This is a genomic window from Buttiauxella sp. AC038, from assembly GCF_979253565.1.
This window is the reverse complement of record NZ_CEEDCQ010000001.1, coordinates 4,911,935-4,934,025: the sequence shown is the minus strand read 5'-3', so window position 1 is coordinate 4,934,025 and position 22,091 is coordinate 4,911,935. Positions and strand designations below refer to the sequence as shown.

The window sequence follows — 22,091 nt, the reverse complement described above, 5'->3', positions numbered from 1 at the left end:
GCTTTTTATATAACTTTCGACTGTTTTTTGGTTAAAATCCAGCAGCTGACTTTTCTAGAACCTGAAATTCCAGTGAAGGATAAATTAAAAGCGTCTGTGAGAAATATGCGCAAACAGGAGCACTTCTATGTTTTATCTCGACACCCTTTCTACCCTTGTTGCTGCGACTCTCGTGTTATTACTGGGCCGAAAAATGGTCCACACCATACCGCTATTAAAAAAATACACTATCCCTGAACCCGTAGCGGGTGGACTCTTAATCGCCCTTGCCTTGCTGGTACTCAAAAAAAGTGTCGGTTGGGAATTTGAATTTGATATGAGCCTCAAAGATCCTTTGATGCTCGCCTTCTTTGCCACAATCGGCCTGAATGCCAACCTGTCCAGCTTGCGAGCGGGTGGCAAAGTTGTCGGTATTTTTCTGATTGTGGTGGTGGGTTTGCTGGTGATGCAAAACGCCATTGGTATCGGTATGGCGAGCCTGTTAGGTCTTGATCCGTTAATGGGATTATTGGCGGGTTCTATTACGTTATCGGGCGGGCATGGCACAGGTGCAGCCTGGAGTAAGCTGTTCACCGAGCGTTATGGTTTCCAGAATGCCACCGAAGTTGCTATGGCATGCGCAACCTTTGGTCTGGTGCTGGGCGGTTTGATTGGCGGGCCAGTGGCACGATATCTGGTCAAACACTCATCTACACCTGATGGCACACCTGAAGATAGCATTGACCCAACCGCTTTTGAGAAACCTGCGGTCGGGCGCATGATCACCTCTATGGTGTTGATTGAAACCATCGCGATGATTGCTATCTGCCTTACGGTTGGTAAGTTTGTCGGCCATCTCATTCAAGGCACCAGCTTTGAATTGCCGACATTCGTTTGCGTGTTATTTGTTGGAGTTATTCTCAGCAACACCATGTCACTGCTCGGTTTCTATCGGGTATTTGAACGTGCGGTTTCCGTGTTAGGGAACGTCTGTTTGTCGCTGTTCCTCGCCATGGCGTTGATGAGCCTCAAGCTGTGGGAACTGGCTTCGCTGGCGTTGCCGATGCTGGCAATTTTGACCGTACAAACCATCTTTATGGCGTTGTATGCGATTTTCGTGACTTACCGTTTGATGGGGAAAAACTACGATGCGGCGGTTCTGGCTGCGGGGCATTGTGGTTTTGGCCTGGGGGCAACGCCAACGGCGATCGCCAATATGCAGGCGATTACCGAGCGTTTTGGCCCGTCACATATGGCATTCCTGGTGGTGCCGATGGTCGGCGCGTTCTTTATTGATATCGTCAACGCGCTGGTCATCAAGATGTATTTGATGCTGCCAATCTTTGGCTAAACCATCAGGCGTTTGAATAGCGTTCCGTTTCAGGCATCCAGCGTTCAATGAGCGCGGTTGCCTGCTCGGGATAGCGTTCATGAATATGGCGCGCAAGGCGCTGTACTTCCGGGATCATCGCCTGGTCGCGCAATAGATCTGCTACTTTAAACTCGGCACTTCCCGTCTGGCGCGTGCCGAGTAATTCCCCCGGACCACGAATTTCCAAATCTTTTTGAGCAATGACGAAGCCATCGTTGCTATCGCGCAGTACCTGTAAACGCAGCTGTGCGGTTTTCGACAGTGGTGACTTGTAAAGCAACACACAGTGAGATGCAACCGCACCACGACCCACACGGCCACGAAGCTGATGGAGCTGCGCAAGACCCAGACGCTCAGGGTTTTCGATAATCATCAGGCTGGCATTTGGTACATCAACACCAACTTCAATAACCGTTGTCGCAACCAGCAGATGAATTGAGCCTTCTTTAAAAGCCTGCATCACAGCCTGCTTTTCCTGCGGCTTCATGCGGCCATGAACCAAGCCGACATTCAGATTAGGCAAGGCTATTTTTAGCTCATCCCACGTGACTTCCGCCGCCTGGGCTTCGAGCAGCTCAGATTCTTCAATCAACGTACAAACCCAGTACGCCTGACGGCCTTCATCACTGCAAGCTCCACGCACGCGGTCGATAATATCGTTGCGGCGTGAGTCTGGAATAGCGACGGTTGTTACCGGAGTACGGCCAGGTGGGAGTTCATCGATCGTAGATGTGTCTAAATCGGCATAGGCCGTCATTGCCAGCGTGCGCGGAATAGGTGTAGCAGTCATGATGAGCTGATGCGGGTGGAAGCCCTGAATCTGGCCCTTTTCCCACAACGCCAGGCGTTGATGAACTCCAAAGCGATGTTGTTCATCAATGATAACCAGTGCAAGTTGCGAGAACTGCACCTGTTCCTGGAAGATCGCGTGCGTTCCCACCACCATCGACACCTGACCGCTGGCGATCGCGTCCTGTTGAGCGATACGCGCTTTGCCTTTTTGCTTACCAGCAAGCCAGCCCACTTCAATGCCCAGCGGCGCAAACCACTGGCGGAAGTTATTAGCGTGCTGTTCTGCGAGTAGCTCAGTTGGAGCCATCAACCCCACTTGTTTCCCATGCGCGATAGCACGTAGTGCGGCGAGGGCGGCAACCAAGGTTTTACCTGACCCCACATCACCCTGCACCAGGCGCATCATTGGCACATCCAGCGCTAAGTCGTGTTCGATTTCGGCCACAACGCGAGCCTGCGCACCAGTTGGTTTAAACGGCAGCGCAGCCAACAGGCGGTTTTTTAATTCGTCATGATCATGCAAAGGCAGCGCGTGATAACGCTGAGCACCTGCGCGCAGCGCGAGCATGCTCAGATTATGCGCCAGCAACTCTTCAAGAATTAAGCGCTGTTGAGCCGGATGTTTCCCCGTCTCCAGATCGGCGAGCTGCATTGATGGAGGCGGACGATGTAGAGTGCGCAACGCTTCTGGCAAGCTCATCATTCCCTTGCTCAAATCAGCCGGGAGCAATTCAGCAATGGCGCAGGTATCGAGCAATTCCAGGGCCTGATCGGTCAGCTTGCGCAATGTTGCCTGACGGATACCTTCCGTTGTGGGGTAAACCGGCGTCAGCGTTTCTTGTAGTTCTGGTGTGCTGAGGTCGCCCTGAATACGGTACTCTGGATGAATCATTTCCGCGCCATGTGCGCCGCGCTTTGCTTCGCCATAGGCAAGCACGCGTTTACCGGTCGCGAGGCTGTTTTTCATTGCAGCGTTGAAGTTGAAAAACCGCATCGTCAGGATGCCGGTGCCGTCAGAAATCTGGCAGGTCATCATACGGCGGCGGCCAAAACTGATATTGCAGTTCAGCACTTCACCTTCCACCGTGGCGTAAACGCCTGGCAGCAGGTCATTGATAGTGTAGAGATGGGTGCGGTCTTCGTAACGAAGCGGCAGGTGCAGAAGAAGATCCTGAATGGTGTACAGGCCAATTTTGGCCAGTTTACCGCTCTGGCTGGCGCCGACTCCGGCAAGCGTGCTTAACGGTATGGCATCCAGCAAACGGCCTTTCATACAGCTACTCCGCAGATTGCATTGTGGCCCACCATGCGGCATCAGCTTCTATCTCACCTTGCTGATTCACATGTGGGTAGGGCAAACCTTTACGGCGGGAAACTCGCGCCAGTACAGGGTAGCCGCCTTCAAACAGCAGGCGCTGTTGTTCGGACTCTGGCAGGGTGCTGTTTTCGCGCTGATACATACCGGCATTCTGGCGTTGACGCTGTGCTTCATAAAGAATAAGTGCGGAAGCAACGGACACATTGAGCGATTGCACCATCCCGATCATCGGAATAATGATGTCCTGGTCTGCCAGCGCTAACGCTTCCCTGGTGATACCTGTTTTTTCCTGCCCCATCAAAATACAGGTCGGGCGGGTGTAATCAATTTCGCGGAAATCGACGGCTTTATCAGAAAGGTTGGTGGCGAGGATTTGCATCCCGCTGCTTTTTAGATGACTAACTGCATCGCCAATATCGCGGTGCGTTTTAACTTCAACCCAGGAGTTACTTCCCGCAGCAGCAGAAGCCATAGTGCGCATTCGGTTACCCGGCCAGACTGCGTGAACTTCATGTACACCCACTGCATCTGCGGTGCGAATAATCGCCGAGACGTTATGAGGTTTATGGACTTGCTCCATGCAGACGGTCAAGTCAGGCTGACGCCTGGCGAGCATCTCGCAAATACGCGCATAACGTTGAGGATTCATAACACTAGTTTCGGTTGCGGGTAACTTTGATGACATCCGGCATCACGCGGATTTTGCGCATAATATTAGCCAGATGAACACGATCGCGGGCAGACATACGGATAAACGCGCTATAGACGCGACCATCTTTTTCTTCTGTATTCAGGCTGTGGATATTTGAGCCTGCTGTGTTGATAGCCGCAGTCAGATTTGCCAGTGCACCCTGATGGTTGAACATATCTACTTTGATTTCAGTGAGGAACTCTTGCTCAGTTTCCTTATCCCATTCCACCGCCATAAACTTCTCGGCTTCTTTCTGGTAGCCACGAATATTACGGCAAGACTCATGGTGGATAACCAACCCTTTACCAGGGCTGACGTGAGCAACTATCGGGTCGCCAGGAATTGGACGGCAACACTTAGCAAAAGTAATCAGCACGCCGTCTGCGCCTTTGATAGGCAGATGGCTATGCGGCAGAGCATTCGCCTGCAAAGACGCTTGTGATTCTCCTTGCAGGTTTTTCGCGACAACCACACTCATGGCGTTACCCAAACCAATTTCAGCCAGCAAATCATCAAGCGTGGCGAGTTTCATGCGCTCAAGCTCACGTTGGATATTTTCTGGCGGAACTTCGGCAAGCTTGCGGCTACCACCTAACGCATGGTTAAGCAGGCGGCGTCCGAGGCTAACAGAGTCATCACGCTTCAGGTTTTTCAGCATCTGGCGGATTTTGGCGCGAGCTTTTGAGCTCACCACAAAGTTCAGCCAGGCAGCATTCGGGCGAGCGCCCGGTGCGGTAATGATTTCGATTGTCTGGCCGCTGCTAAGCGACTGAGACAGCGGATAGGGTTGTCTGTCGACACGGGCACCAACGCATGCGTGGCCGATATCGGTATGTACGGCATAGGCGAAATCGACAGGTGTCGCACCAGCCGGTAATTCGACAATGCGCCCTTCCGGAGTGAAAACGTAAATCTCATCCGGGAACAGATCGGATTTTACGCTCTCGATAAATTCAAATGAGCTACCGGCACTTTGCTGTAGTTCCAGTAGGCTTTGCATCCAGCGCTGGGCACGGATTTGCGCTGTAGTGCCACTTTCACCTTGCTCTTTATAAGCCCAGTGAGCGGCAACACCCATTTCTGCCATCTGGTCCATATCTTCGGTACGGATTTGCACTTCAACCGGCACACCGTGTGGGCCAATCATTGAAGTATGCAGGGACTGATATCCGTTCGCTTTTGGAATGGCGATATAGTCTTTAACCCGGCCCGGACGTGGTTTGTAGAGGCTATGCATCTGCCCAAGAACGCGGTAACAGGTATCCATGTCGTGAACAATTATGCGGAAGGCGTAAATATCCATAATCGAGTGGAAACGCTGCTCTTTGAGCGTCATTTTGCAGTAAATGGAATAAAGGTGTTTTTCGCGACCGCTGACGCGGCAAGGAATGCCCGCTTCTTGTAAACGCCCATCGATTTCAGAGAGGATTTTTTGAATCATCTCTTTGCGGTTACCGCGCGCTGCTTTAACCACTTCTTTAATGACGCGGTAACGGTTCGGGTAAAGCGCTTCAAAGCCCAGCTCTTCCAGTTCGGTTTTCAGGTGATGAATACCGAGACGGTGCGCCAGAGGGCTATAAATTTCGAGGGTTTCGCGAGCAATGCGTCGACGCTTATCAGGGCGCAAAGCCCCGAGAGTGCGCATGTTATGCGTACGGTCGGCGAGTTTGATCAGAATGACGCGGATGTCTTGCACCATCGCCATGATCATTTTGCGGAAGTTTTCAGCCTGAGCTTCTTTCTTATCGCGGAATTTCAGTTTGTCGAGCTTAGATACCCCTTCCACCAGTTCGGCAACGCTTTTGCCAAACAGTTGTTCCATATCCTGGTAGGTGGCTGGGGTGTCTTCGATCACATCATGCAGTAGTGCAGCCATCAGTGTTTCATAGTCGAGTTTCATCTCGGCCAGAATGCAGGCTACAGCGACAGGATGGGTGATATAGGGTTCACCACTTGAACGTGCTTGCCCCTCGTGAGCATCACGCGCAACAAGGTATGCTTGCCGAAGTCGCTTTATCTGCTCCTCGGGCAAGTATTGTTGAATCAGTTGATTCAGACTTTCAAACAGATACAAGGGCTACCCGCAGGCTAATTAACGACGACCTTCAGCAATAGCGGTAACAGCCTGCAGTTCTGCGGCTTCCTGCTCTTGCTGTTCCTGGCGATCACGAACATCGAGAATTTGGTTGGTAATCAACCCTTCTTCGATTTCGCGCAGTGCGATTACAGTCGTTTTATCGTTTTCTTCAGCGACCAGTGGATCTTTACCACCAGTTTGCATCTGACGAGCGCGACGTGCGGCGACCAGAACCAGGTCAAAACGGTTACCAATTTTCTCAACAGCGTCCTGAACAGTTACGCGTGCCATAATTAAAATGCTCCACAGATGAAGAAATGACTGGGCATGATACTGAAACTGGGCTCAGTCTGCCAATAGTTTGCTGATTAAAGCGTCATGTCGCGCTTTTTGGCGACCCATTCGTAGACGCTCGGCACGAATGATAATTTTTAAATCTGACAGTGCGGTGTCAAAATCGTCGTTGACGATTAAATAGTCATATTCCGCGTAATGGCTCATTTCTGCAACAGCTTGCTCCATTCGCTTAGTGATAACTTCTTCACTGTCTTGCCCACGGCCACGAAGGCGACGATCAAGCTCGTCTTTTGACGGCGGCAGGATAAAAATACTGCGGGCGTGCGGCATTTTCTGACGAATCTGCTTCGCACCTTGCCAGTCAATATCCAAAAACACATCCACACCTGTAGCCAGAACTTGTTCAATGGCATGGCGTGAAGTGCCATAGTAATTGCCAAACACTTCAGCGTGTTCCAGGAATGCGTCTTCAGCAATCATCTGCCTGAACTCTTCCTTTTCTACAAAGAAATAGTGTTCACCATGTTTCTCTCCCGGGCGAATACCACGAGTGGTATGGGAGATAGAAACCTGCGTGTCGTACAGCGGTTGTGTTTTTAACAAAGCCTGGATGAGGCTGGATTTCCCCGCGCCACTTGGAGCGGAAACGATATAAAGCGTGCCTTGAGCCATGAGTTCTAACTTATTCGGTAAGCATAAAAAGAAGAGCGTATGCGAGCCTATTATACACGTCGTCTGCGACTCACGGAGAATTTGTCGCACTCCCCAGCAATATTTCTGCCATTTTGCGCAATGCTTTCCAAAGAATGCGCCCAGTTTCTGCAACAAAGTAAAAGTCTCTGAAGGTGTCCCGCACGCGCTTTAATCTCCATTCGTATTGCTCACAGCCAGGCGTTATACCTCTATTCGTTTGAAATGGAGGCATTTATGAGGTGGGTAACAAAGCTTATAGGGTTGCTGGGAATGCTCAGCGCAATGGCGTCGGCGACGTGCCCGGCCTGGTCGTCTGTTCAAGCCCGGCAGGAGATGGCGAAATTGGATGAGAAACTTACGCAATGGGATCGCTCTTACTACCAGCAAGGCGTCAGTACCGTCAGTGACACGACATACGATGCCCTGCGCGCGCAGTTCAACGAATGGCAACATTGTTTTACCCCGGGGGAAGAACTGCAGCAGCCCCAACTTTCGACACAGGGAAAAGCGCTGCACCCGATTGCTCATACTGGTGTGACTAAACTCTCCGACCGGGCAGCCGTTATGCAGTGGATAAAAGGTAAAACCGATCTTTGGGTACAACCTAAAGTTGATGGCGTCGCGGTGACGTTGGTATACAGGCAGGGGCATCTGGCCGGATTCCTGAGTCGTGGCGATGGTCAGAAAGGGCAAGACTGGTCAGCAAAAGCCAAAATGATTCCTGCCATCCCTAAAACGCTGTCAGGGCCGCTGGCCAATAGCGTATTACAGGGAGAGCTTTTCTGGAAAAGAGATAACCACGTCCAGAACGTTATGGGTGGAATTAACGCCAGAGGAAAAGTTGCGGGTGCCATGATGCGCCAGGGCGATCCCGAATTGCTCAATGAGTTGGGGGTATTCATATGGGCCTGGCCAGATGGCCCTGCCGAAATGAGCCAGAAGTTGGACGTGCTTGCACAGGCGGGCTTCCCGCTGACTAAAAGCTGGTCAAAGCCCGTTAAGTCTGTGGACGAAATAGCCTCGCTGCGGGAGTCCTGGTTTATGTCACCCCTGCCCTTTGTGACAGATGGCATTGTTATCCGTGAAGCAGCAGAGCCCCCTGGGAAATATTGGCTTCCTGGGAGTGCGACATGGGTGATTGCATGGAAGTTCTCACCAGCCCAACAACTTGCTGAAGTGAAAAGCATTGAGTTTACGGTTGGGCGTACGGGAAAGGTTGCTGTTGTCCTTAACCTGGTTCCCTTACAAATAGATGATAAACAGATAAAACGCGTGAGCATCGGTTCGGTTAAGCGTTGGCAAAACCTGGATGTTGTTTCTGGTGATCAAGTCCTGGTGAGTCTCGCGGGGCAGGGAATTCCACGTATGGATGAGGTGGTATGGCGAGTCAGCCAGAGAAATAAACCGCAACCTCCTGAGGAGAAAACGCTCACCCCATTGAGCTGCCTGTATTTTGAAGAGCGGTGCCGCGAGCAGTTTATCGCCCGGCTTGCCTGGTTGAGCTCCCCGTCTGTGTTGAATATCAATGGCGTGAGCTTGCGTTCCTGGCAGCAACTTCAACAGCACCTCCATCTGGCGCACATCTTTTCGTGGCTCACGCTAACGCAGGGGGAGTTGTCTCAAATAGGTGGTATTTCTGCGGCCCGGGTAGCGCATTTATGGCAGCAATTTACCCAGGCCCGGCAACAACCGTTCAGCCAGTGGTTGATGGCATTTGGTTTACCGCTACCAAGGGCAGTATTCAGCACACTGCCAGATTCACAGTGGTCGCATTTAGTCGCGCGGGATGAGCTTAGCTGGCAAAAACTACCGGGAATTGGGGCTGGGAGAGCTAAAAAGTTGGTCGAGTTTGTGAATAACCCCCAAATTGCTGCGTTAGCGACTTTCCTTGCGCAGCAAGGAATTCAGGGGTTTATCGATCAGTGATCGGCATGTTTGTAATGAAACACAGGCAACCCAAGGCGCAGGCGTAATGCCAGTAAGCGCGTAGTGAATCCAAAGATAAGTGTGGAAATGATCACCACGTCCTGGTTCGAAACATAGTGCTGCAAAACAATGTAAAGCACTGCTGCGGCGAAAGCGATGCCCGCATATAGCTCTTTCTGGAAAACCAGTGGGATACGTTTACAGAACATATCGCGCAGGACACCACCAAATACGCCGGTCACTACGGCTGCAATAATGGCGATGATTGGGCCTTCACCCATATCCAAGGCGATTTGTGCACCGATGATAGAGAAAACAACCAATCCAAGCGCGTCGAGAACCAGGAAAAGGCGGCGCAGATGAGGCATCACAGGAGCAAACACGGTGGTGAGTACAGCGGCAACGGCCACAATCACGACGTATTCAGGGTGTTTCACCCAGCCTAACGGGTAGTGCCCAAGCAGAATGTCACGCACAGACCCACCGCCAAGTGCAGTAGCTGTCGCAATAATGATGACACCGAAAGTATCCATGCGGCGGCGGCCTGCAGCGAGTGCGCCGGTCATTGCTTCGGCGGTAATCCCGACCAAATAAAGAATGTGTAATAGCATTGATACCTCCAGTGGAAACGCTGAGAGGGTAACGTTTTGTGAACAATGTCACGATTGAGTTTTTTTAAAGCGAAGCGGTTTTGATTACATTTACTAATGCGTAATCGTGTTTTTTAGCAGTGAGATAGGGGTTTTCTGTGGTTTATGTATTTAAAGTGGATTATTTAAATTGATGGATTAGGTCGTTTAAATGACAAAGCCCGCATAGTGCGGGCTTAGAAAGACAATGTGAACATCACTCGATGTTCTGAATCTGCTCACGCATCTGTTCAATCAGCACTTTCAGTTCAATCGCTGAATTGGTGACATCTGAATTGATAGATTTTGAGGCAAGGGTATTCGACTCGCGGTTGAATTCTTGCATCATAAAGTCGAGGCGGCGGCCAACAGCTTCTTTTTTCTTCAGAATGTTGTATGTCTCTTTGACGTGCGCTTCCAGGCGATCCAGCTCTTCAGCAACATCGACACGCTGCGCCATCAACACTAACTCTTGCTCAAGGCGATTATTTTCAAGCTGAACTTGGGCATCTTCCAGTTTTGCAACCAGACGCTCGCGCTGCCATTTCAAAACTTCAGGCATCTGTGCACGAACATTGATGACTTCAGCGCTCACACCTTGCAGGCGTTGCTCAATCATTGCTTTCAGCGCTTCGCCTTCGGTTTCGCGGGCAACAATAAAGTCGTCCAGCGCCCCATCAAGTGCGGCAAGAATTTCAGCGGTGATGGCATCGAGATCTTGTTCTTGTGCGGACATCACACCAGGCCAGCGCAAAATATCAACCGGGTTGATTTCGCCTTCATCACTTTGCATTTTGACCCAGTTGGCCGCTTCTACCAGCTGTTTAGCCAGTTTTTCATTGAGCAGCAAAGAACTTTGGGAGCGGGCATCAGGTTCAAAACGCAGATTACATTCGATTTTTCCGCGTGTTAAACGGGTGCGAATACGCTCGCGTGCCACGGGTTCGAGGCTACGGAACTGCTCTGGCATGCGAATGTAAGTCTCGAGATAACGTTGGTTTACCGAACGTAACTCCCAGGAGGCGCTGCCCCATTCGCCTTTTACTTCACGTCGGGCATAAGCGGTCATACTGCGGATCATATTTCGTAACCGTATTGCGTAATAGATGTGGGGATTATAGCCATGCCTGCCCTGGCAGGATAGGAATAAGCGAGCGAAGTCCGTATAATGCGCAGCCACATTCGTTTTAGCCGGAGATAACCCCATGCGTCCATCAGGTCGTAGCGCCGAACAAGTGCGCCCAGTCACCCTGACCCGTAATTACACCAAACACGCAGAAGGCTCCGTGCTGGTCGAGTTCGGCGATACCAAAGTGCTTTGCACCGCCACTGTTGAAGAAGGCGTTCCGCGTTTTCTGAAAGGACAGGGCCAGGGTTGGATCACTGCAGAATACGGTATGTTGCCTCGTGCAACTCATACGCGTAACTTCCGTGAAGCAGCAAAAGGTAAGCAAGGCGGTCGTACTCTTGAGATTCAACGCCTGATTGCTCGCTCGCTTCGCGCAGCAGTAGATTTGAAAGTTCTCGGTGAATACACCATCACGCTGGACTGCGATGTTTTGCAGGCTGACGGCGGTACTCGTACCGCGTCTATTACCGGTGCATGTGTTGCGCTGGCTGATGCGCTGAACAAACTGGTTGCTGCAGGTAAGCTGAAAACCAACCCGATGAAAGGGATGGTCGCTGCAGTATCCGTCGGGATTGTTAATGGCGCTGCTGTTTGCGATCTTGAGTATGTTGAAGATTCTGCCGCAGAGACCGACATGAATGTCGTGATGATGGAAGATGGTCGAATGATCGAGGTTCAGGGCACCGCCGAAGGCGAGCCGTTCACCCATGAAGAGTTGCTGGCGCTACTGGCGTTGGCGCGAGGGGGAATTGAATCAATCGTAACGGCGCAGAAGGCGGCGTTAGAAAATTAATTTTAGGCGACTCTGAGAGTCGCCTTTTTTATACCTGTCATACTTCAAGCTGCATCTTTGTTGGCTGCATTCGCTCTCTTGTCGACGTGATGCCACTCGGATTATTTTGGGTAAATATCTAAATGAAATGCAAAGGAGCAAATCCATGAAACCGTATCAGCGCCAGTTTATTGAGTTTGCGCTTAACAAGCAGGTACTTAAGTTTGGCGAGTTCACGCTGAAATCCGGGCGTACCAGTCCTTATTTCTTCAATGCCGGGCTGTTCAATACCGGGCGCGACCTGGCACTGTTGGGCCGTTTTTATGCTGCAGCGTTAGTGGATTCCGGGATTGAGTTTGATTTGCTGTTTGGGCCGGCTTACAAAGGGATTCCAATCGCGACGACTACCGCCGTTGCGTTGGCCGAACATCACGAGCTTGATCTGCCATATTGCTTTAACCGCAAAGAAGCCAAAGACCATGGTGAAGGTGGCAATCTGGTTGGTAGCGCGCTGCAAGGGCGTGTAATGCTGGTGGATGATGTTATCACCGCAGGTACGGCAATTCGTGAGTCCATGGAAATTATTGCCGCTAATGATGCATCACTGGCTGGCGTGCTCATTTCTCTGGACCGCCAGGAACGTGGTCGTGGCGAGATATCAGCGATTCAGGAAGTTGAGCGTGATTACCAATGCAAAGTGATTTCAATCATCACTCTGAAAGACTTGGTTGAATACCTGGAAGAAAAACCTGAGATGGCTGTGCATTTAGCGGCTGTACAGGAATACCGTACTCAGTACGGTGTTTAAGAAAAAGGGCCTTTAAAGGCCCTTTTCAATTACTGAAGCTGGGAGGCAACCAGTGGCCATCGGATATCAAAATCACCGGTAGGTAGATAGCGGAATTCGCTACGTACAAAACGCGATAGCGTCCCTTCGCAAAATGCCAGAAGCTGGCTTGCTAGCAGCGATTCATCGGTAACAAACCCTTCGCCTTCACGCATCTTCTTTTCTCGCATCACCTGGCGCAATTGGACTTCAATACGCTCAAAGAGCTGGTTGATGCGGCCTTGCAAGCGGTCTTGTTCAAACATCAAAGCATGGCCGGTGAGAATACGTGTAAGGCCAGGGTTGCGTTCGCCAAACCCGAGAATCAGTAGAACAATCAAACGTAACCGAGAGTGTGTGTCTTTCTCATCTTTCAAAATGAGATTGATACGGGTAATTAGACTGTCTTCAATAAACTCGATAAGACTATCGAACATCTTCGTTTTGCTAGGAAAATGTCGATAAAGGGCAGCTTCGGAAACGCCAACAGTCGCCGCGAGCTTAGCGGTGGTAATTCGTTGGCTTCCATCACTGGATTCAAGCATTTGGGCCAGAGACTGAAGTATTTCTTCGCGACGATTCCGTTTCGCAGCTTGTTTTTCTGCCATGTTCTAAAATACCCCTGAAATAACGCACTTGTCAGGCAAGTAGCCACACAGCGCTCGCAAACTTAAAGTTTGCGGTTTTTTCACATTTTTTACGCTGTGGGGTTACGTTTATAAACGAAGTTACTGGCGACCAGAATGGCCGAAACCGCCTTCGCCTCGGTCACTGGAGTCGAAATCTTCAACCAGATTGAATTCAGCTTGAACGACAGGCACAAACACCATTTGTGCAATGCGTTCGCCGGGTTCGATGGTGAAGTGGTCTTGTCCACGGTTCCACACGGAAACCATTAACTGACCCTGGTAATCGGAGTCTATCAGCCCGACAAGATTGCCTAACACTACGCCATGCTTATGACCAAGTCCTGAACGAGGCAGAATGACGGCCGCCAGAGACGGATCAGCGATATGGATAGCCAGCCCGGTTGGAATAAGCTTGGTTACACCAGGAGCAAGCTCTACGGCCTCATCCAGACAGGCACGTAGGTCAAGACCTGCGGAGCCAGAAGTTGCATAAGTCGGCAGTGGGAACTGTTGGCCAACGCGTGGGTCCAGAATCTTAACGTCGATTTTTTTCATCATAACGGGTAACTATCTCGTTCAGTAAAAGATGGCCAAGGAGTTCCTTACGCTCAAGAGGTAAGACTTTATCTCCATCCTGCCAGAAAAGGTGCAATGCATTGTTTTCGCTGTTAAATCCCTGACCTTCTTGTGAAACATCGTTCGCACAAATCAGATCGAGGTTTTTACTCACGCGTTTTTGCCTGGCGTATTCTTCCACATTATTTGTTTCGGCGGCAAACCCAACAACATAAGGACGATGAGTTAAAAGTGCTGCGACACCGGCGACAATATCCGGGTTTTTTATCATTTTTATTGTGATTTCATCGCCTTGCTTTTTGATTTTTTCTTCAGCAACTGCGGCGGCACGATAGTCTGCAACAGCCGCACAGCCAACAAAAATTTGCTGCCCCTGGACATGTTGTTGAACCGTGGTTTCCATTTCGAGGGCCGTGGTGACATCAATGCGTTTTACCCATGGTGGGGTTGGCAAAGAAACAGGGCCAGAAATTAATGTCACATTTGCACCACGTGTTGCCGCTGCAGCCGCAATTGCGAAGCCCATTTTTCCCGAGCTATCGTTGGTGATGTAACGCACCGGGTCCAGGCGTTCACGAGTTGGGCCTGCGGTAATCATGACATTAAGATGTTGCAGATCTTTGATGACAGTAAAATGTTGCGCGGCCATCTCAACAATCGCTAATGGGTCGAGCATACGGCCAGGGCCGATATCGCCACAGGCTTGGCTGCCGCTATCAGGCCCCCAGATCAATAGGCCGCGCGTAGATAAAACCTCAAGATTGTGCTGAGTTGCTGTTGCCCGATACATTTGTTGGTTCATGGCTGGCAAAACGGCAACGGGTGCGGGTGTCGCAAGGCAAATCGTGCTTACCAGGTCATTTGCCATCCCTGCGGTAATGCGAGCAATTAAATCAGCTGTCGCTGGTGCAAGAATAACTAAATCAGCCCATTTGCCTAATTCGATATGCCCCATAGCCGCTTCTGCTGCGGGATCTAACAAGCTATCTGATACGGGATAACCTGAAACGGCTTGTAAACTCAGTGGCGTAATAAAGGCTTTGGCGGCCTCAGTCATTACTACCCGAACCTCAGCGCCGCGTTCGCGCAGACGGCGTACCAGTTCTGGCGTTTTGTAAGCAGCGATACCGCCACTCACACCCAGAACAATTTTTTTGCCAGCAAGCCCAATCATGATTTTTCCACCAGAAGTCACAGTCATCTGAATATTTTACCACACTCATTCGGTATCGACTTTTTGCAGTTTGCGAGACATCCCGCATGGAGAATATCTGCGAGTCGTGTGCATTGCTCGAGTTGTGCTAAATAGTGATAACGAAGGGCAGGGAGGTTCTGATGGACGAATCATTGAGGCAAGACAAAGCGGATATGCCGCGGGAAAAACTTTTGAAATTTGGGGCTAGTTCATTATCTGATGTGGAATTACTGGCACTTTTTTTACGCACTGGCTGCAGAAACATGAATGTCATGGTATTTGCGCAAAGCATACTGCATCAGTTTGGGTCGTTAAGTCGGCTGCTGTCGGCTGATTATTCGCAATTTAAGGATGTGAAAGGTATTGGGAGCGCAAAATACACCCAGTTGAATGCCATTGCTGAGCTGGCGAGGCGTTATTACTATTCGCGAGGTGTTGAGGAGCTAACGCTCAAGGGGCCTGATTCCGTAAGGGATTTCATCCAAAGCCAACTGACCACTGCAGAGCGTGAGATCTTTATGGTTATTTTTTTGGATAATCAGCATCGGGTGATTAAACATTGCCCTATGTTTTCGGGAACATTGAACCATGTTGAGGTTCATCCGAGAGAAATTGTGCGTGAAGCGATGAAATCCAATGCAGCGGCGTTAATACTCGCGCATAATCACCCGTCTGGTCGAGCAGAACCGAGTAAAGCTGATCGTGTTATTACTGAACGTATCGTAAAAGCTTGCCTGTTTATGGAAATTCGAGTGCTCGATCACCTTGTTATTGGCCGTGGAGAGTACGTTTCTTTTGCCGAACGTGGGTGGATTTAAGACGAATTGCGCGATCCTTGGGGATCTTTGTCTGTTCGGGACTTGAGCACATGCGTTAGGCAGCGTATACTACGCCACCTTTGAGAATCTCGGGTTTTGGCATTATGCGCCTGGAACTGTGGTTCACATTGAACCGCCAGGGACCAGGCTTGCGGCCTGACGAGGCGCCATAACCCTATACGAAGCTCGAGCTAATTTGATTTTTGGAGAATAGACATGTCCCGAGTCTGCCAAGTTACTGGCAAGCGTCCGGTGACCGGTAATAACCGTTCCCACGCAATGAACGCGACCAAACGCCGTTTCCTGCCGAACCTGCACTCTCACCGTTTTTGGGTTGAGAGCGAGAAGCGTTTTGTCACACTGCGTGTATCTGCTAAAGGTATGCGTGTAATTGATAAGAAGGGTATCGAAACGGTCTTGGCCGATATGCGTACCCGTGGCGAGAAGTACTAAGAGGAACTAAGTCATGGCTAAAGGTGTTCGCGAGAAGATCAAGCTGGTTTCTTCTGCTGGTACTGGTCACTTCTATACCACCACGAAGAACAAGCGTACTAAACCGGAAAAATTGGAATTGAAAAAATTCGATCCAGTTGTCCGTCAACACGTACTGTACAAAGAAGCTAAAATTAAATAATTTTAGTGTCTTTGATGAAAACCTCGCTTCGGCGGGGTTTTTTTGTTTTAGGACTTAGAGTGCGGAGGATTTATGCCCGAGTTACCTGAAGTAGAAACCAGCCGACGTGGTATAGAGCCACATCTGGTTGGTGAAACCATCTTGCATGCTGTCGTGCGTAATGGTCGACTGCGTTGGCCTGTCTCTGATGAAATCCATGCTCTGAGTGATAAACCCGTTTTAAGTGTGCAGCGTCGCGCTAAATACTTGCTGCTCGAACTTCCCGATGGCTGGATTATTATCCATCTTGGCATGTCGGGTAGCCTGCGCATTCTTCCTGAAGATTATCCTGCTGAAAAACACGATCACGTCGATTTGGTGATGAGTAACGGCAAAGTCCTGCGCTATACAGATCCACGCCGCTTTGGTGCGTGGCTGTGGGCGAAAGAGCTTGAAGGTAGCAATGTGCTGGCACATCTTGGCCCAGAGCCACTGAGCGACGAGTTTTCGGCTGATTATCTGCGCGAGAAATCAGCGAAAAAGAAAATCGCCATTAAACCGTGGCTAATGGATAACAAGCTTGTGGTGGGAGTGGGTAATATTTACGCCAGCGAATCGCTGTTTGCTGCGGGGATCCATCCGGATAGAGCTGCGCAGTCATTGTCTCAAACAGAATGTGATTTACTGGTTAAGACGATTAAAGCAGTGCTGCTTCGCTCGATTGAGCAAGGTGGTACGACACTTAAAGATTTTCTGCAGTCTGATGGTAAGCCAGGCTATTTCGCTCAGGAATTACAGGTTTACGGACGGGCAGGTGAACCATGCAGGGTTTGTGGTGCACCAATTATTATCAGCAAGCATGGACAGCGCAGTACTTTTTATTGCCGCCACTGCCAGCATTAATTATCACCCGTCATCATGCAACTCGAATGCTATTGGGGCTGATTGATTTTTTTCAGTAACGCTTTGCAAACTGCTTTCGGCAGGAAGTGTGCAACATCACCATGATGGCGGGCGACTTCTTTTACCAGCGATGAAGAGACAAAAGACCAGTCCTTCGACGGCATCAGAAACACGCTTTCAAGCTCAGGCATTAAGTGGCGGTTCATATGAGCCAGCTGCATCTCATATTCAAAATCTGCCGCTGTGCGTAGCCCACGGACCAGGACATTCGCCTGCTGGGTCTTCGCAAAGTTCGCCATCAGATCGCTAAACCCAACCACTTCAACATTCGGCAAATGTGCTGTAACGCCTTGCGCGAGCTGAACTCTTTCTTCCAGTGTGAAGAGGGTTTTTTTATGCGGGCTGTTCGCAATCGCCAGAATCAGAGTATCGAACATCATCGCACCGCGAGTCACGATGTCCAGATGACCATTGGTAATGGGATCAAACGTGCCCGGGTAAATCGCTCGGGTGGTCATAGAGGTTTGTTTTCCGTGTAGCTTTGATTCAGTGCCCAGAGTTCAGCGTACTTGTTAAACGTGTATTGTGCATTGACGACCGCAAGTAACCAGCCCTGCTTCCCATCGAGAAAACCAGCACGCAACAACAGAGTTTTACAAAATGCTCCGAAGGTGTGACCAAAAATACCTGCAATAGAGACTCGTTTGCCGCGTTGATGACGCTCTTGCGCCCAAGCGGTCGCATAATTTAACTGTTTGCGTTGGAAGCTTGCGAAATCACGGCAGGTCAAATGGAGCAAATCCCCTTTAAGTGGGACAACCTTTGCGCCGGGTGCTTCTAGAGATTCATGAACCTGATTGTCATTATAGCTATAGCGCGAACGGGCATAGAGGCGAGTCACACGATCGGGATACCAACCGCTGTGGCGCATAAAGCGTCCGAGGAATAGGTTGCGGCGTGCAATGCTGTAAACAGTATCTTGCTGAGGATTTTCTAGTACCGCTTTGAGTGTGCTGGCCAGTTCGGGTGTGACGCGCTCATCGGTATCGATCATCAAAATATAATCGTGGCTGGCGTAGCTCTGTGCGAGCTGACGTTGTTTGCCAAAGCCCTGCCAGTCTTCATTAATGAAAACCTTTGCACCTGCCTGAAGGGCTATCTCGACGGTAGAATCGGTACTTCCTGAATCCAGCAACACCACCTCATCTGCCCATGAAACTGAAGCCAGGCATTCTGGCAATACGTCTGCCGCATTTTTAGCGATCATCACGACGGACAAACGATTGGGCATTAATGGCTCCGTTGCGGCAGATACGGTTGCAGTAATTGTAGCAAGCGCTGCAGTGCGCCTTGATTCTGGTGAAGCACTTCAACTGCATGGCGACCGTAGTAAAGACGATAATCTTCATCAGTCAGCAAAGTGGTGATTTCATTGACCAATGAGTTGGCATCGGTGACGGTAATCAGCCCATCAGCATTCTGCAATCTGGCGCAAATGTCTTTGAAATTGAAGGTGTGCGGGCCCATTAAGACCGGAATTGCATGAGCAGACGGTTCCAGCGGGTTATGGCCTCCACGCTCAACCAGGCTGCCGCCAACAAAGGCGAGATCGGCAATCCCGTACAGCATCATCAGTTCGCCCATCGTATCGCCAATCACCACTTGCGTGCTGTTGGACGGTTTTTCTCCGCTGCTGCGCATGATGTAACTGAAACCAGCTTTCTGAGCCATATCCCGTGCGTCTTTAAAGCGTTCCGGATGGCGCGGGACAAGAATGAGTAATAAATCAGGGAATTTGGCCAGCAACTGGCGGTGGGCATCAAGAATGATGCTCTCTTCGCCATCATGGGTGCTGGTAGCAATCCAAACTTTGCGATGCGGGGCCCACTGGCGGCGTAACGTAATCGCGCGCGCGGCAAGCTCTGGAGTCACAGAGATATCAAATTTTAGGCTGCCGGTTACAGTCAGTTGCGAGCGTTTCAATCCTAGTTCGATGAAACGTCCGCCATCTTCTTCATTCTGCGCGGCGATGAGGGTAATTTTGCTCATCAGACGGCGCGTAAATTTACCCAGTTTTTTATATCCATTTGCCGAACGGGCAGAGAGACGGGCATTGGCAATGACCAACGGGATTTTACGCTTATGTAATTCGTTGATCATGTTTGGCCACAGCTCGGTTTCCATCACGATGACCAATTTCGGGCGCACGGTGTTGAAAAAGCGCTTCATGGCGCAGGGGAGATCGTAAGGCAAATAGACGTGATGCACGTTTTGCCCAAACGCCGACTGAGCGCGTTCAGAGCCGGTAGGGGTCATCGTGGTGACGGTAATCGGAATCGTTGGGTAACGATGGCGTAGGGCTCGCACCAACGGAATTGCCGCCAGTGTCTCACCTACCGAAACTGAATGCAGAAGAATACCATCGGGCTCCACTTTTCCACGGCAATAACCGTAGCGTTCCGCCCAGCGTTTACGATACGCGGGAGCTTTACGGCTACGGAGTAATAGTCGCAGCCACACAAGGGGCTGGATAAGGTAGAACAGGGCGGTATACAACGATTCCAAGCGAATTTTCCGTATTTTCATTATCGGCGGGCAAATTCTAAGCATTCGGGAAGCTTAAAGCTATTGTTTTGGTAACTTCACGAAGGCATTGCTTAGTATTCGGAGCAGTTTGTGTCGTGTTGCAAAAATGACGGGTAGTAAGCACTACCCGTAAAAGAAATGTTTCTCAACCAGGTACTCGTGTTGCTTTCTTCAGTTTTAGATAACGACGACCCAAGCGCCAGCGCAGGCGGAAGCCGCGGGCATTTTTCCAGATAAGGCGCCAGATACCGCGATCAAAAAACTCCTGGATGATCATCTTCTTTTTATGCGGATCTTTCATGCTGTTGAAAGTATGCAGTATTCCAAGGCCTTCTTTTGCAATTTGCCAGTTGCAGGCTGGAATGTTTTTGACGGCTTCAGGATAGCGCTGGTTAATAGCATCCAGCATCTCCAGAATTTTCATGTAATGGCGAGCGGAGCGGATCAGCGTGTCATCAGTATCAGGTTTGTGGGAAACCGAGGCTGAATGAATGTAGTAATCGTAGTATTGTTCGTCAGTATATTGAACACGTTCTGCGGCTAGTAACACTTCTGTTGTCCACGGAATGTCCTGGTGGCGCAAACCTGGCTCAAACGTAAACCCATGTTCGCGAATAAAATCATGGCGATAGAGGTTTAGCCAAGTAACGTGCAGAAATTTGCGTGAATCCAGTGCGCGTTTCAGCCATTGTGGACCACTCAGTACATCGGTGGACTGAAGTTTATCCTGCGGGAAAATAGGGCGTGAAGGTTTCTTATTATTTTCATAGACGTAATTACCATTACAGGTGACAACATCCAGGTTATTTTTCAGCGCTAAATCAAGAAGATGGCGGTACATGCCAGGTTTAAAGTCGTCATCAATGTCCGGGAAGGAAAGGTATTGGCCAGTAGCCACTGCCAGTCCTGTATTACGTGCAATAGAAACGCCTTGGTTTTCCTGCTCCAGAACTTTCATGCCGGGGAATTTGCTGCGCCATGCTTCAATTATCGCCATCGAGCCATCGGTTGAACCATCGTTCACCATAATGACTTCCATGCTGCTGATATTCTGAGCTTCAAGGCAGGCAAAAAATTTGGCCAAGAAAAGTTCGCCGTTATAAACAGCAACGACAACGCTAAGAAGTGGACGTAGGTTTTGTGGCATAAAATTACCTGAAAATTTCGTTATCTTTCTTCTGCCGCCAGCGACAAGTACTGCTGGCAGATGGCACCAATGCTATAAGATTCAATCTTCGTGGAGTCGATAATCGGTGGATTGTTATAAATATCCAGCATGGTATTCGCAAGTTCCTGAGCCGTCATACCAGAAAGACCGCGAGCCAGTCCCTCTGTGAGAATTTCTGCAGGCCCACCCGGGCAGTACGTACTGACTGCTGGTGTCTGGCAAATCAGAGCTTCTACTAATACGTTACCAAACCCTTCGCAATCTGAACTCAACAGCAGCATGCGTGCATTGGCAATCCACGGATAAGGATTAGGAACGAATGATTTGATAATGACGCGGTCAGCAACGCCTGCGGCAGCAGCCATCGCTTTAATCTCGGCAATGCGTTCTTCACTACCGCTGCCCATCAAGACTAATGGAACCTGAATCTTACTAAGCGCGTAGGCATTGATGAGTCGATCATGGCGCTTATGTTCATGGAAACGCCCAACATGAATGAGATAATCCTGCCCCGCCATATCACATGGCTCTTTCGCGCGTAAATGAATCCCGTCAATGTCGAATGGGTTATGTATGACGGAGCTGCGGGAAAGCGTGATGTCGAAACCCTGAGTAATATCTTGCAGCACCGCTTTAGATACGGCGACGACGTTACTGTTCTGATAAACACTTTGAATTTTTTTGCGTTTTAGCCAGCGGGAGAAGCCATGACGATGTTGGAGATACGAGAAAGAGAACATGCCATGCACGCAATACCAAAGCTTTTCACGCGGTATAGATTTTGTGTGGGCAACAATGCGATCGGTTTTATGCAGATGCGAAAAGATGAGGTCAAATTTCCCTTTTTTCTGCGCTTGTTCAACTGCGCTATCGAGCAGCGCTGCACGGCGAGATAGTTCAGTTAGTTTGCGCCAGGGTTTTCTACAGGTATCCAGAATGACTTGATAATCAACGCCCTCAGGGAGGTCATAGTCACAGACACTGCGCAGAGAAAATACGGAAACCTGATGGCCCATGCCCACCAAACCTTGCGATAAGGTTAGAACGGTCTTTTCAGCACCGCCGCCAGGTAAACCATCAATAACCATTAGGATACGCATCA

Annotated in this window: 23 protein-coding genes; 8 read left to right on the top strand and 15 right to left on the bottom strand. The window is 50.0% G+C overall.

Annotated features, from left to right (window positions below):
* Positions 1-127 precede the first annotated feature (127 nt).
* A complete protein-coding gene (gltS, locus tag AC0IXI_RS23325; protein WP_064514977.1) occupies positions 128-1,330 on the top strand; it encodes a sodium/glutamate symporter in 1,203 nt (400 codons plus the stop codon).
* A gap of 4 nt (positions 1,331-1,334) precedes the next feature.
* Here the strand turns inward: gltS and recG are convergent, their stop codons facing one another.
* Genes recG through gmk form a run of 5 tightly spaced genes read right to left on the bottom strand, consistent with a single transcriptional unit; the run spans position 1,335 to position 7,198 of the window.
* Positions 1,335-3,416: an ATP-dependent DNA helicase RecG gene (gene recG / locus AC0IXI_RS23320; protein ID WP_064514979.1), complete on the bottom strand. Its 2,082-nt coding sequence runs from the start codon at positions 3,414-3,416 to the stop codon at positions 1,335-1,337.
* A 4-nt stretch (positions 3,417-3,420) separates the two neighbouring features.
* Positions 3,421-4,110, bottom strand: coding sequence for a tRNA (guanosine(18)-2'-O)-methyltransferase TrmH (gene trmH / locus AC0IXI_RS23315; RefSeq protein ID WP_064514980.1), 690 nt, complete (start codon positions 4,108-4,110; stop codon positions 3,421-3,423).
* Positions 4,111-4,114: 4 nt separating this feature from the next.
* The gene (spoT, locus tag AC0IXI_RS23310; RefSeq protein WP_471683175.1) at positions 4,115-6,226 is read right to left on the bottom strand and encodes a bifunctional GTP diphosphokinase/guanosine-3',5'-bis pyrophosphate 3'-pyrophosphohydrolase; all 2,112 of its coding nucleotides are present in this window, start codon (positions 6,224-6,226) and stop codon (positions 4,115-4,117) included.
* 18 nt (positions 6,227-6,244) lie between these two features.
* The gene (rpoZ, locus tag AC0IXI_RS23305) at positions 6,245-6,520 is read right to left on the bottom strand and encodes a DNA-directed RNA polymerase subunit omega (protein WP_034499980.1); all 276 of its coding nucleotides are present in this window, start codon (positions 6,518-6,520) and stop codon (positions 6,245-6,247) included.
* Positions 6,521-6,574: 54 nt separating this feature from the next.
* Positions 6,575-7,198 (bottom strand): guanylate kinase, encoded by a 624-nt coding sequence (gene gmk / locus AC0IXI_RS23300; protein WP_064561491.1) that lies wholly within the window; start codon positions 7,196-7,198, stop codon positions 6,575-6,577.
* Between the two features lie 255 nt (positions 7,199-7,453).
* Here gmk and ligB point away from each other — a divergent pair, with 255 nt between their 5' ends.
* Positions 7,454-9,145 carry an NAD-dependent DNA ligase LigB gene (gene ligB / locus AC0IXI_RS23295; RefSeq protein WP_471683174.1) on the top strand — a complete coding sequence of 564 codons (1,692 nt, stop codon included), beginning with the start codon at positions 7,454-7,456 and terminating at the stop codon, positions 9,143-9,145.
* Here the strand turns inward: ligB and AC0IXI_RS23290 are convergent.
* Both AC0IXI_RS23290 and AC0IXI_RS23285 read right to left on the bottom strand, forming a co-directional pair.
* Positions 9,139-9,756 carry a trimeric intracellular cation channel family protein gene (locus AC0IXI_RS23290; RefSeq protein ID WP_064561493.1) on the bottom strand — a complete coding sequence of 206 codons (618 nt, stop codon included), beginning with the start codon at positions 9,754-9,756 and terminating at the stop codon, positions 9,139-9,141. The genes ligB and AC0IXI_RS23290 overlap by 7 nt on opposite strands.
* 235 nt (positions 9,757-9,991) lie before the next feature.
* The gene (locus AC0IXI_RS23285) at positions 9,992-10,855 is read right to left on the bottom strand and encodes a YicC/YloC family endoribonuclease (protein WP_064561494.1); all 864 of its coding nucleotides are present in this window, start codon (positions 10,853-10,855) and stop codon (positions 9,992-9,994) included.
* 124 nt (positions 10,856-10,979) lie between these two features.
* On the opposite strand from AC0IXI_RS23285, the gene rph reads away from it, so the two are divergent.
* Both rph and pyrE read left to right on the top strand, forming a co-directional pair.
* On the top strand, positions 10,980-11,696 hold the full coding sequence (gene rph / locus AC0IXI_RS23280) for a ribonuclease PH (RefSeq protein ID WP_034461471.1): 717 nt from the start codon (positions 10,980-10,982) through the stop codon (positions 11,694-11,696).
* A 145-nt stretch (positions 11,697-11,841) separates the two neighbouring features.
* Entirely contained in the window at positions 11,842-12,483 is a 642-nt protein-coding gene (gene pyrE, locus AC0IXI_RS23275) for an orotate phosphoribosyltransferase (protein ID WP_064514994.1), read from the top strand.
* Positions 12,484-12,512: 29 nt separating this feature from the next.
* On the opposite strand, the gene slmA is transcribed toward pyrE, so the two are convergent.
* The 3 genes from slmA to coaBC all read right to left on the bottom strand — a co-directional run bounded on the left by slmA (position 12,513) and on the right by coaBC (position 14,877).
* Complete coding sequence (slmA, locus tag AC0IXI_RS23270; RefSeq protein WP_064514996.1) at positions 12,513-13,109, bottom strand: nucleoid occlusion factor SlmA; 597 nt, start codon at positions 13,107-13,109, stop codon at positions 12,513-12,515.
* Between the two features lie 120 nt (positions 13,110-13,229).
* Positions 13,230-13,688, bottom strand: a complete 459-nt coding sequence (dut, locus tag AC0IXI_RS23265; RefSeq protein WP_064514998.1) for a dUTP diphosphatase — start codon at positions 13,686-13,688, stop codon at positions 13,230-13,232.
* Positions 13,666-14,877, bottom strand: coding sequence for a bifunctional phosphopantothenoylcysteine decarboxylase/phosphopantothenate--cysteine ligase CoaBC (coaBC, locus tag AC0IXI_RS23260; RefSeq protein WP_413499629.1), 1,212 nt, complete (start codon positions 14,875-14,877; stop codon positions 13,666-13,668). Before coaBC ends, dut begins: the two co-directional genes overlap by 23 nt.
* 164 nt (positions 14,878-15,041) lie before the next feature.
* On the opposite strand from coaBC, the gene radC reads away from it, so the two are divergent.
* From radC to mutM, 4 genes are all read left to right on the top strand, one after another.
* Positions 15,042-15,719 carry a RadC family protein gene (radC, locus tag AC0IXI_RS23255; RefSeq protein WP_208326171.1) on the top strand — a complete coding sequence of 226 codons (678 nt, stop codon included), beginning with the start codon at positions 15,042-15,044 and terminating at the stop codon, positions 15,717-15,719.
* A gap of 216 nt (positions 15,720-15,935) precedes the next feature.
* Positions 15,936-16,172, top strand: coding sequence for a 50S ribosomal protein L28 (gene rpmB, locus AC0IXI_RS23250; RefSeq protein ID WP_034461465.1), 237 nt, complete (start codon positions 15,936-15,938; stop codon positions 16,170-16,172).
* A gap of 13 nt (positions 16,173-16,185) precedes the next feature.
* On the top strand, positions 16,186-16,353 hold the full coding sequence (rpmG, locus tag AC0IXI_RS23245; protein ID WP_002208990.1) for a 50S ribosomal protein L33: 168 nt from the start codon (positions 16,186-16,188) through the stop codon (positions 16,351-16,353).
* 72 nt (positions 16,354-16,425) lie between these two features.
* Entirely contained in the window at positions 16,426-17,235 is an 810-nt protein-coding gene (mutM, locus tag AC0IXI_RS23240; protein WP_064515004.1) for a bifunctional DNA-formamidopyrimidine glycosylase/DNA-(apurinic or apyrimidinic site) lyase, read from the top strand.
* A gap of 29 nt (positions 17,236-17,264) precedes the next feature.
* On the opposite strand, the gene coaD is transcribed toward mutM, so the two are convergent.
* From coaD to AC0IXI_RS23215, 5 genes are all read right to left on the bottom strand, one after another.
* On the bottom strand, positions 17,265-17,753 hold the full coding sequence (gene coaD, locus AC0IXI_RS23235; RefSeq protein WP_064515006.1) for a pantetheine-phosphate adenylyltransferase: 489 nt from the start codon (positions 17,751-17,753) through the stop codon (positions 17,265-17,267).
* The gene (locus AC0IXI_RS23230; RefSeq protein WP_134187679.1) at positions 17,750-18,526 is read right to left on the bottom strand and encodes a glycosyltransferase family 2 protein; all 777 of its coding nucleotides are present in this window, start codon (positions 18,524-18,526) and stop codon (positions 17,750-17,752) included. The genes coaD and AC0IXI_RS23230 overlap by 4 nt, the downstream gene beginning before the upstream one ends.
* Positions 18,526-19,800 carry a lipid IV(A) 3-deoxy-D-manno-octulosonic acid transferase gene (gene waaA, locus AC0IXI_RS23225; protein ID WP_064515010.1) on the bottom strand — a complete coding sequence of 425 codons (1,275 nt, stop codon included), beginning with the start codon at positions 19,798-19,800 and terminating at the stop codon, positions 18,526-18,528. Before waaA ends, AC0IXI_RS23230 begins: the two co-directional genes overlap by 1 nt.
* A 166-nt stretch (positions 19,801-19,966) precedes the next feature.
* Complete coding sequence (locus AC0IXI_RS23220) at positions 19,967-20,968, bottom strand: glycosyltransferase (protein WP_134187677.1); 1,002 nt, start codon at positions 20,966-20,968, stop codon at positions 19,967-19,969.
* Positions 20,969-20,988: 20 nt separating this feature from the next.
* Complete coding sequence (locus AC0IXI_RS23215) at positions 20,989-22,089, bottom strand: glycosyltransferase (RefSeq protein WP_471683173.1); 1,101 nt, start codon at positions 22,087-22,089, stop codon at positions 20,989-20,991.
* Positions 22,090-22,091 lie beyond the last annotated feature (2 nt).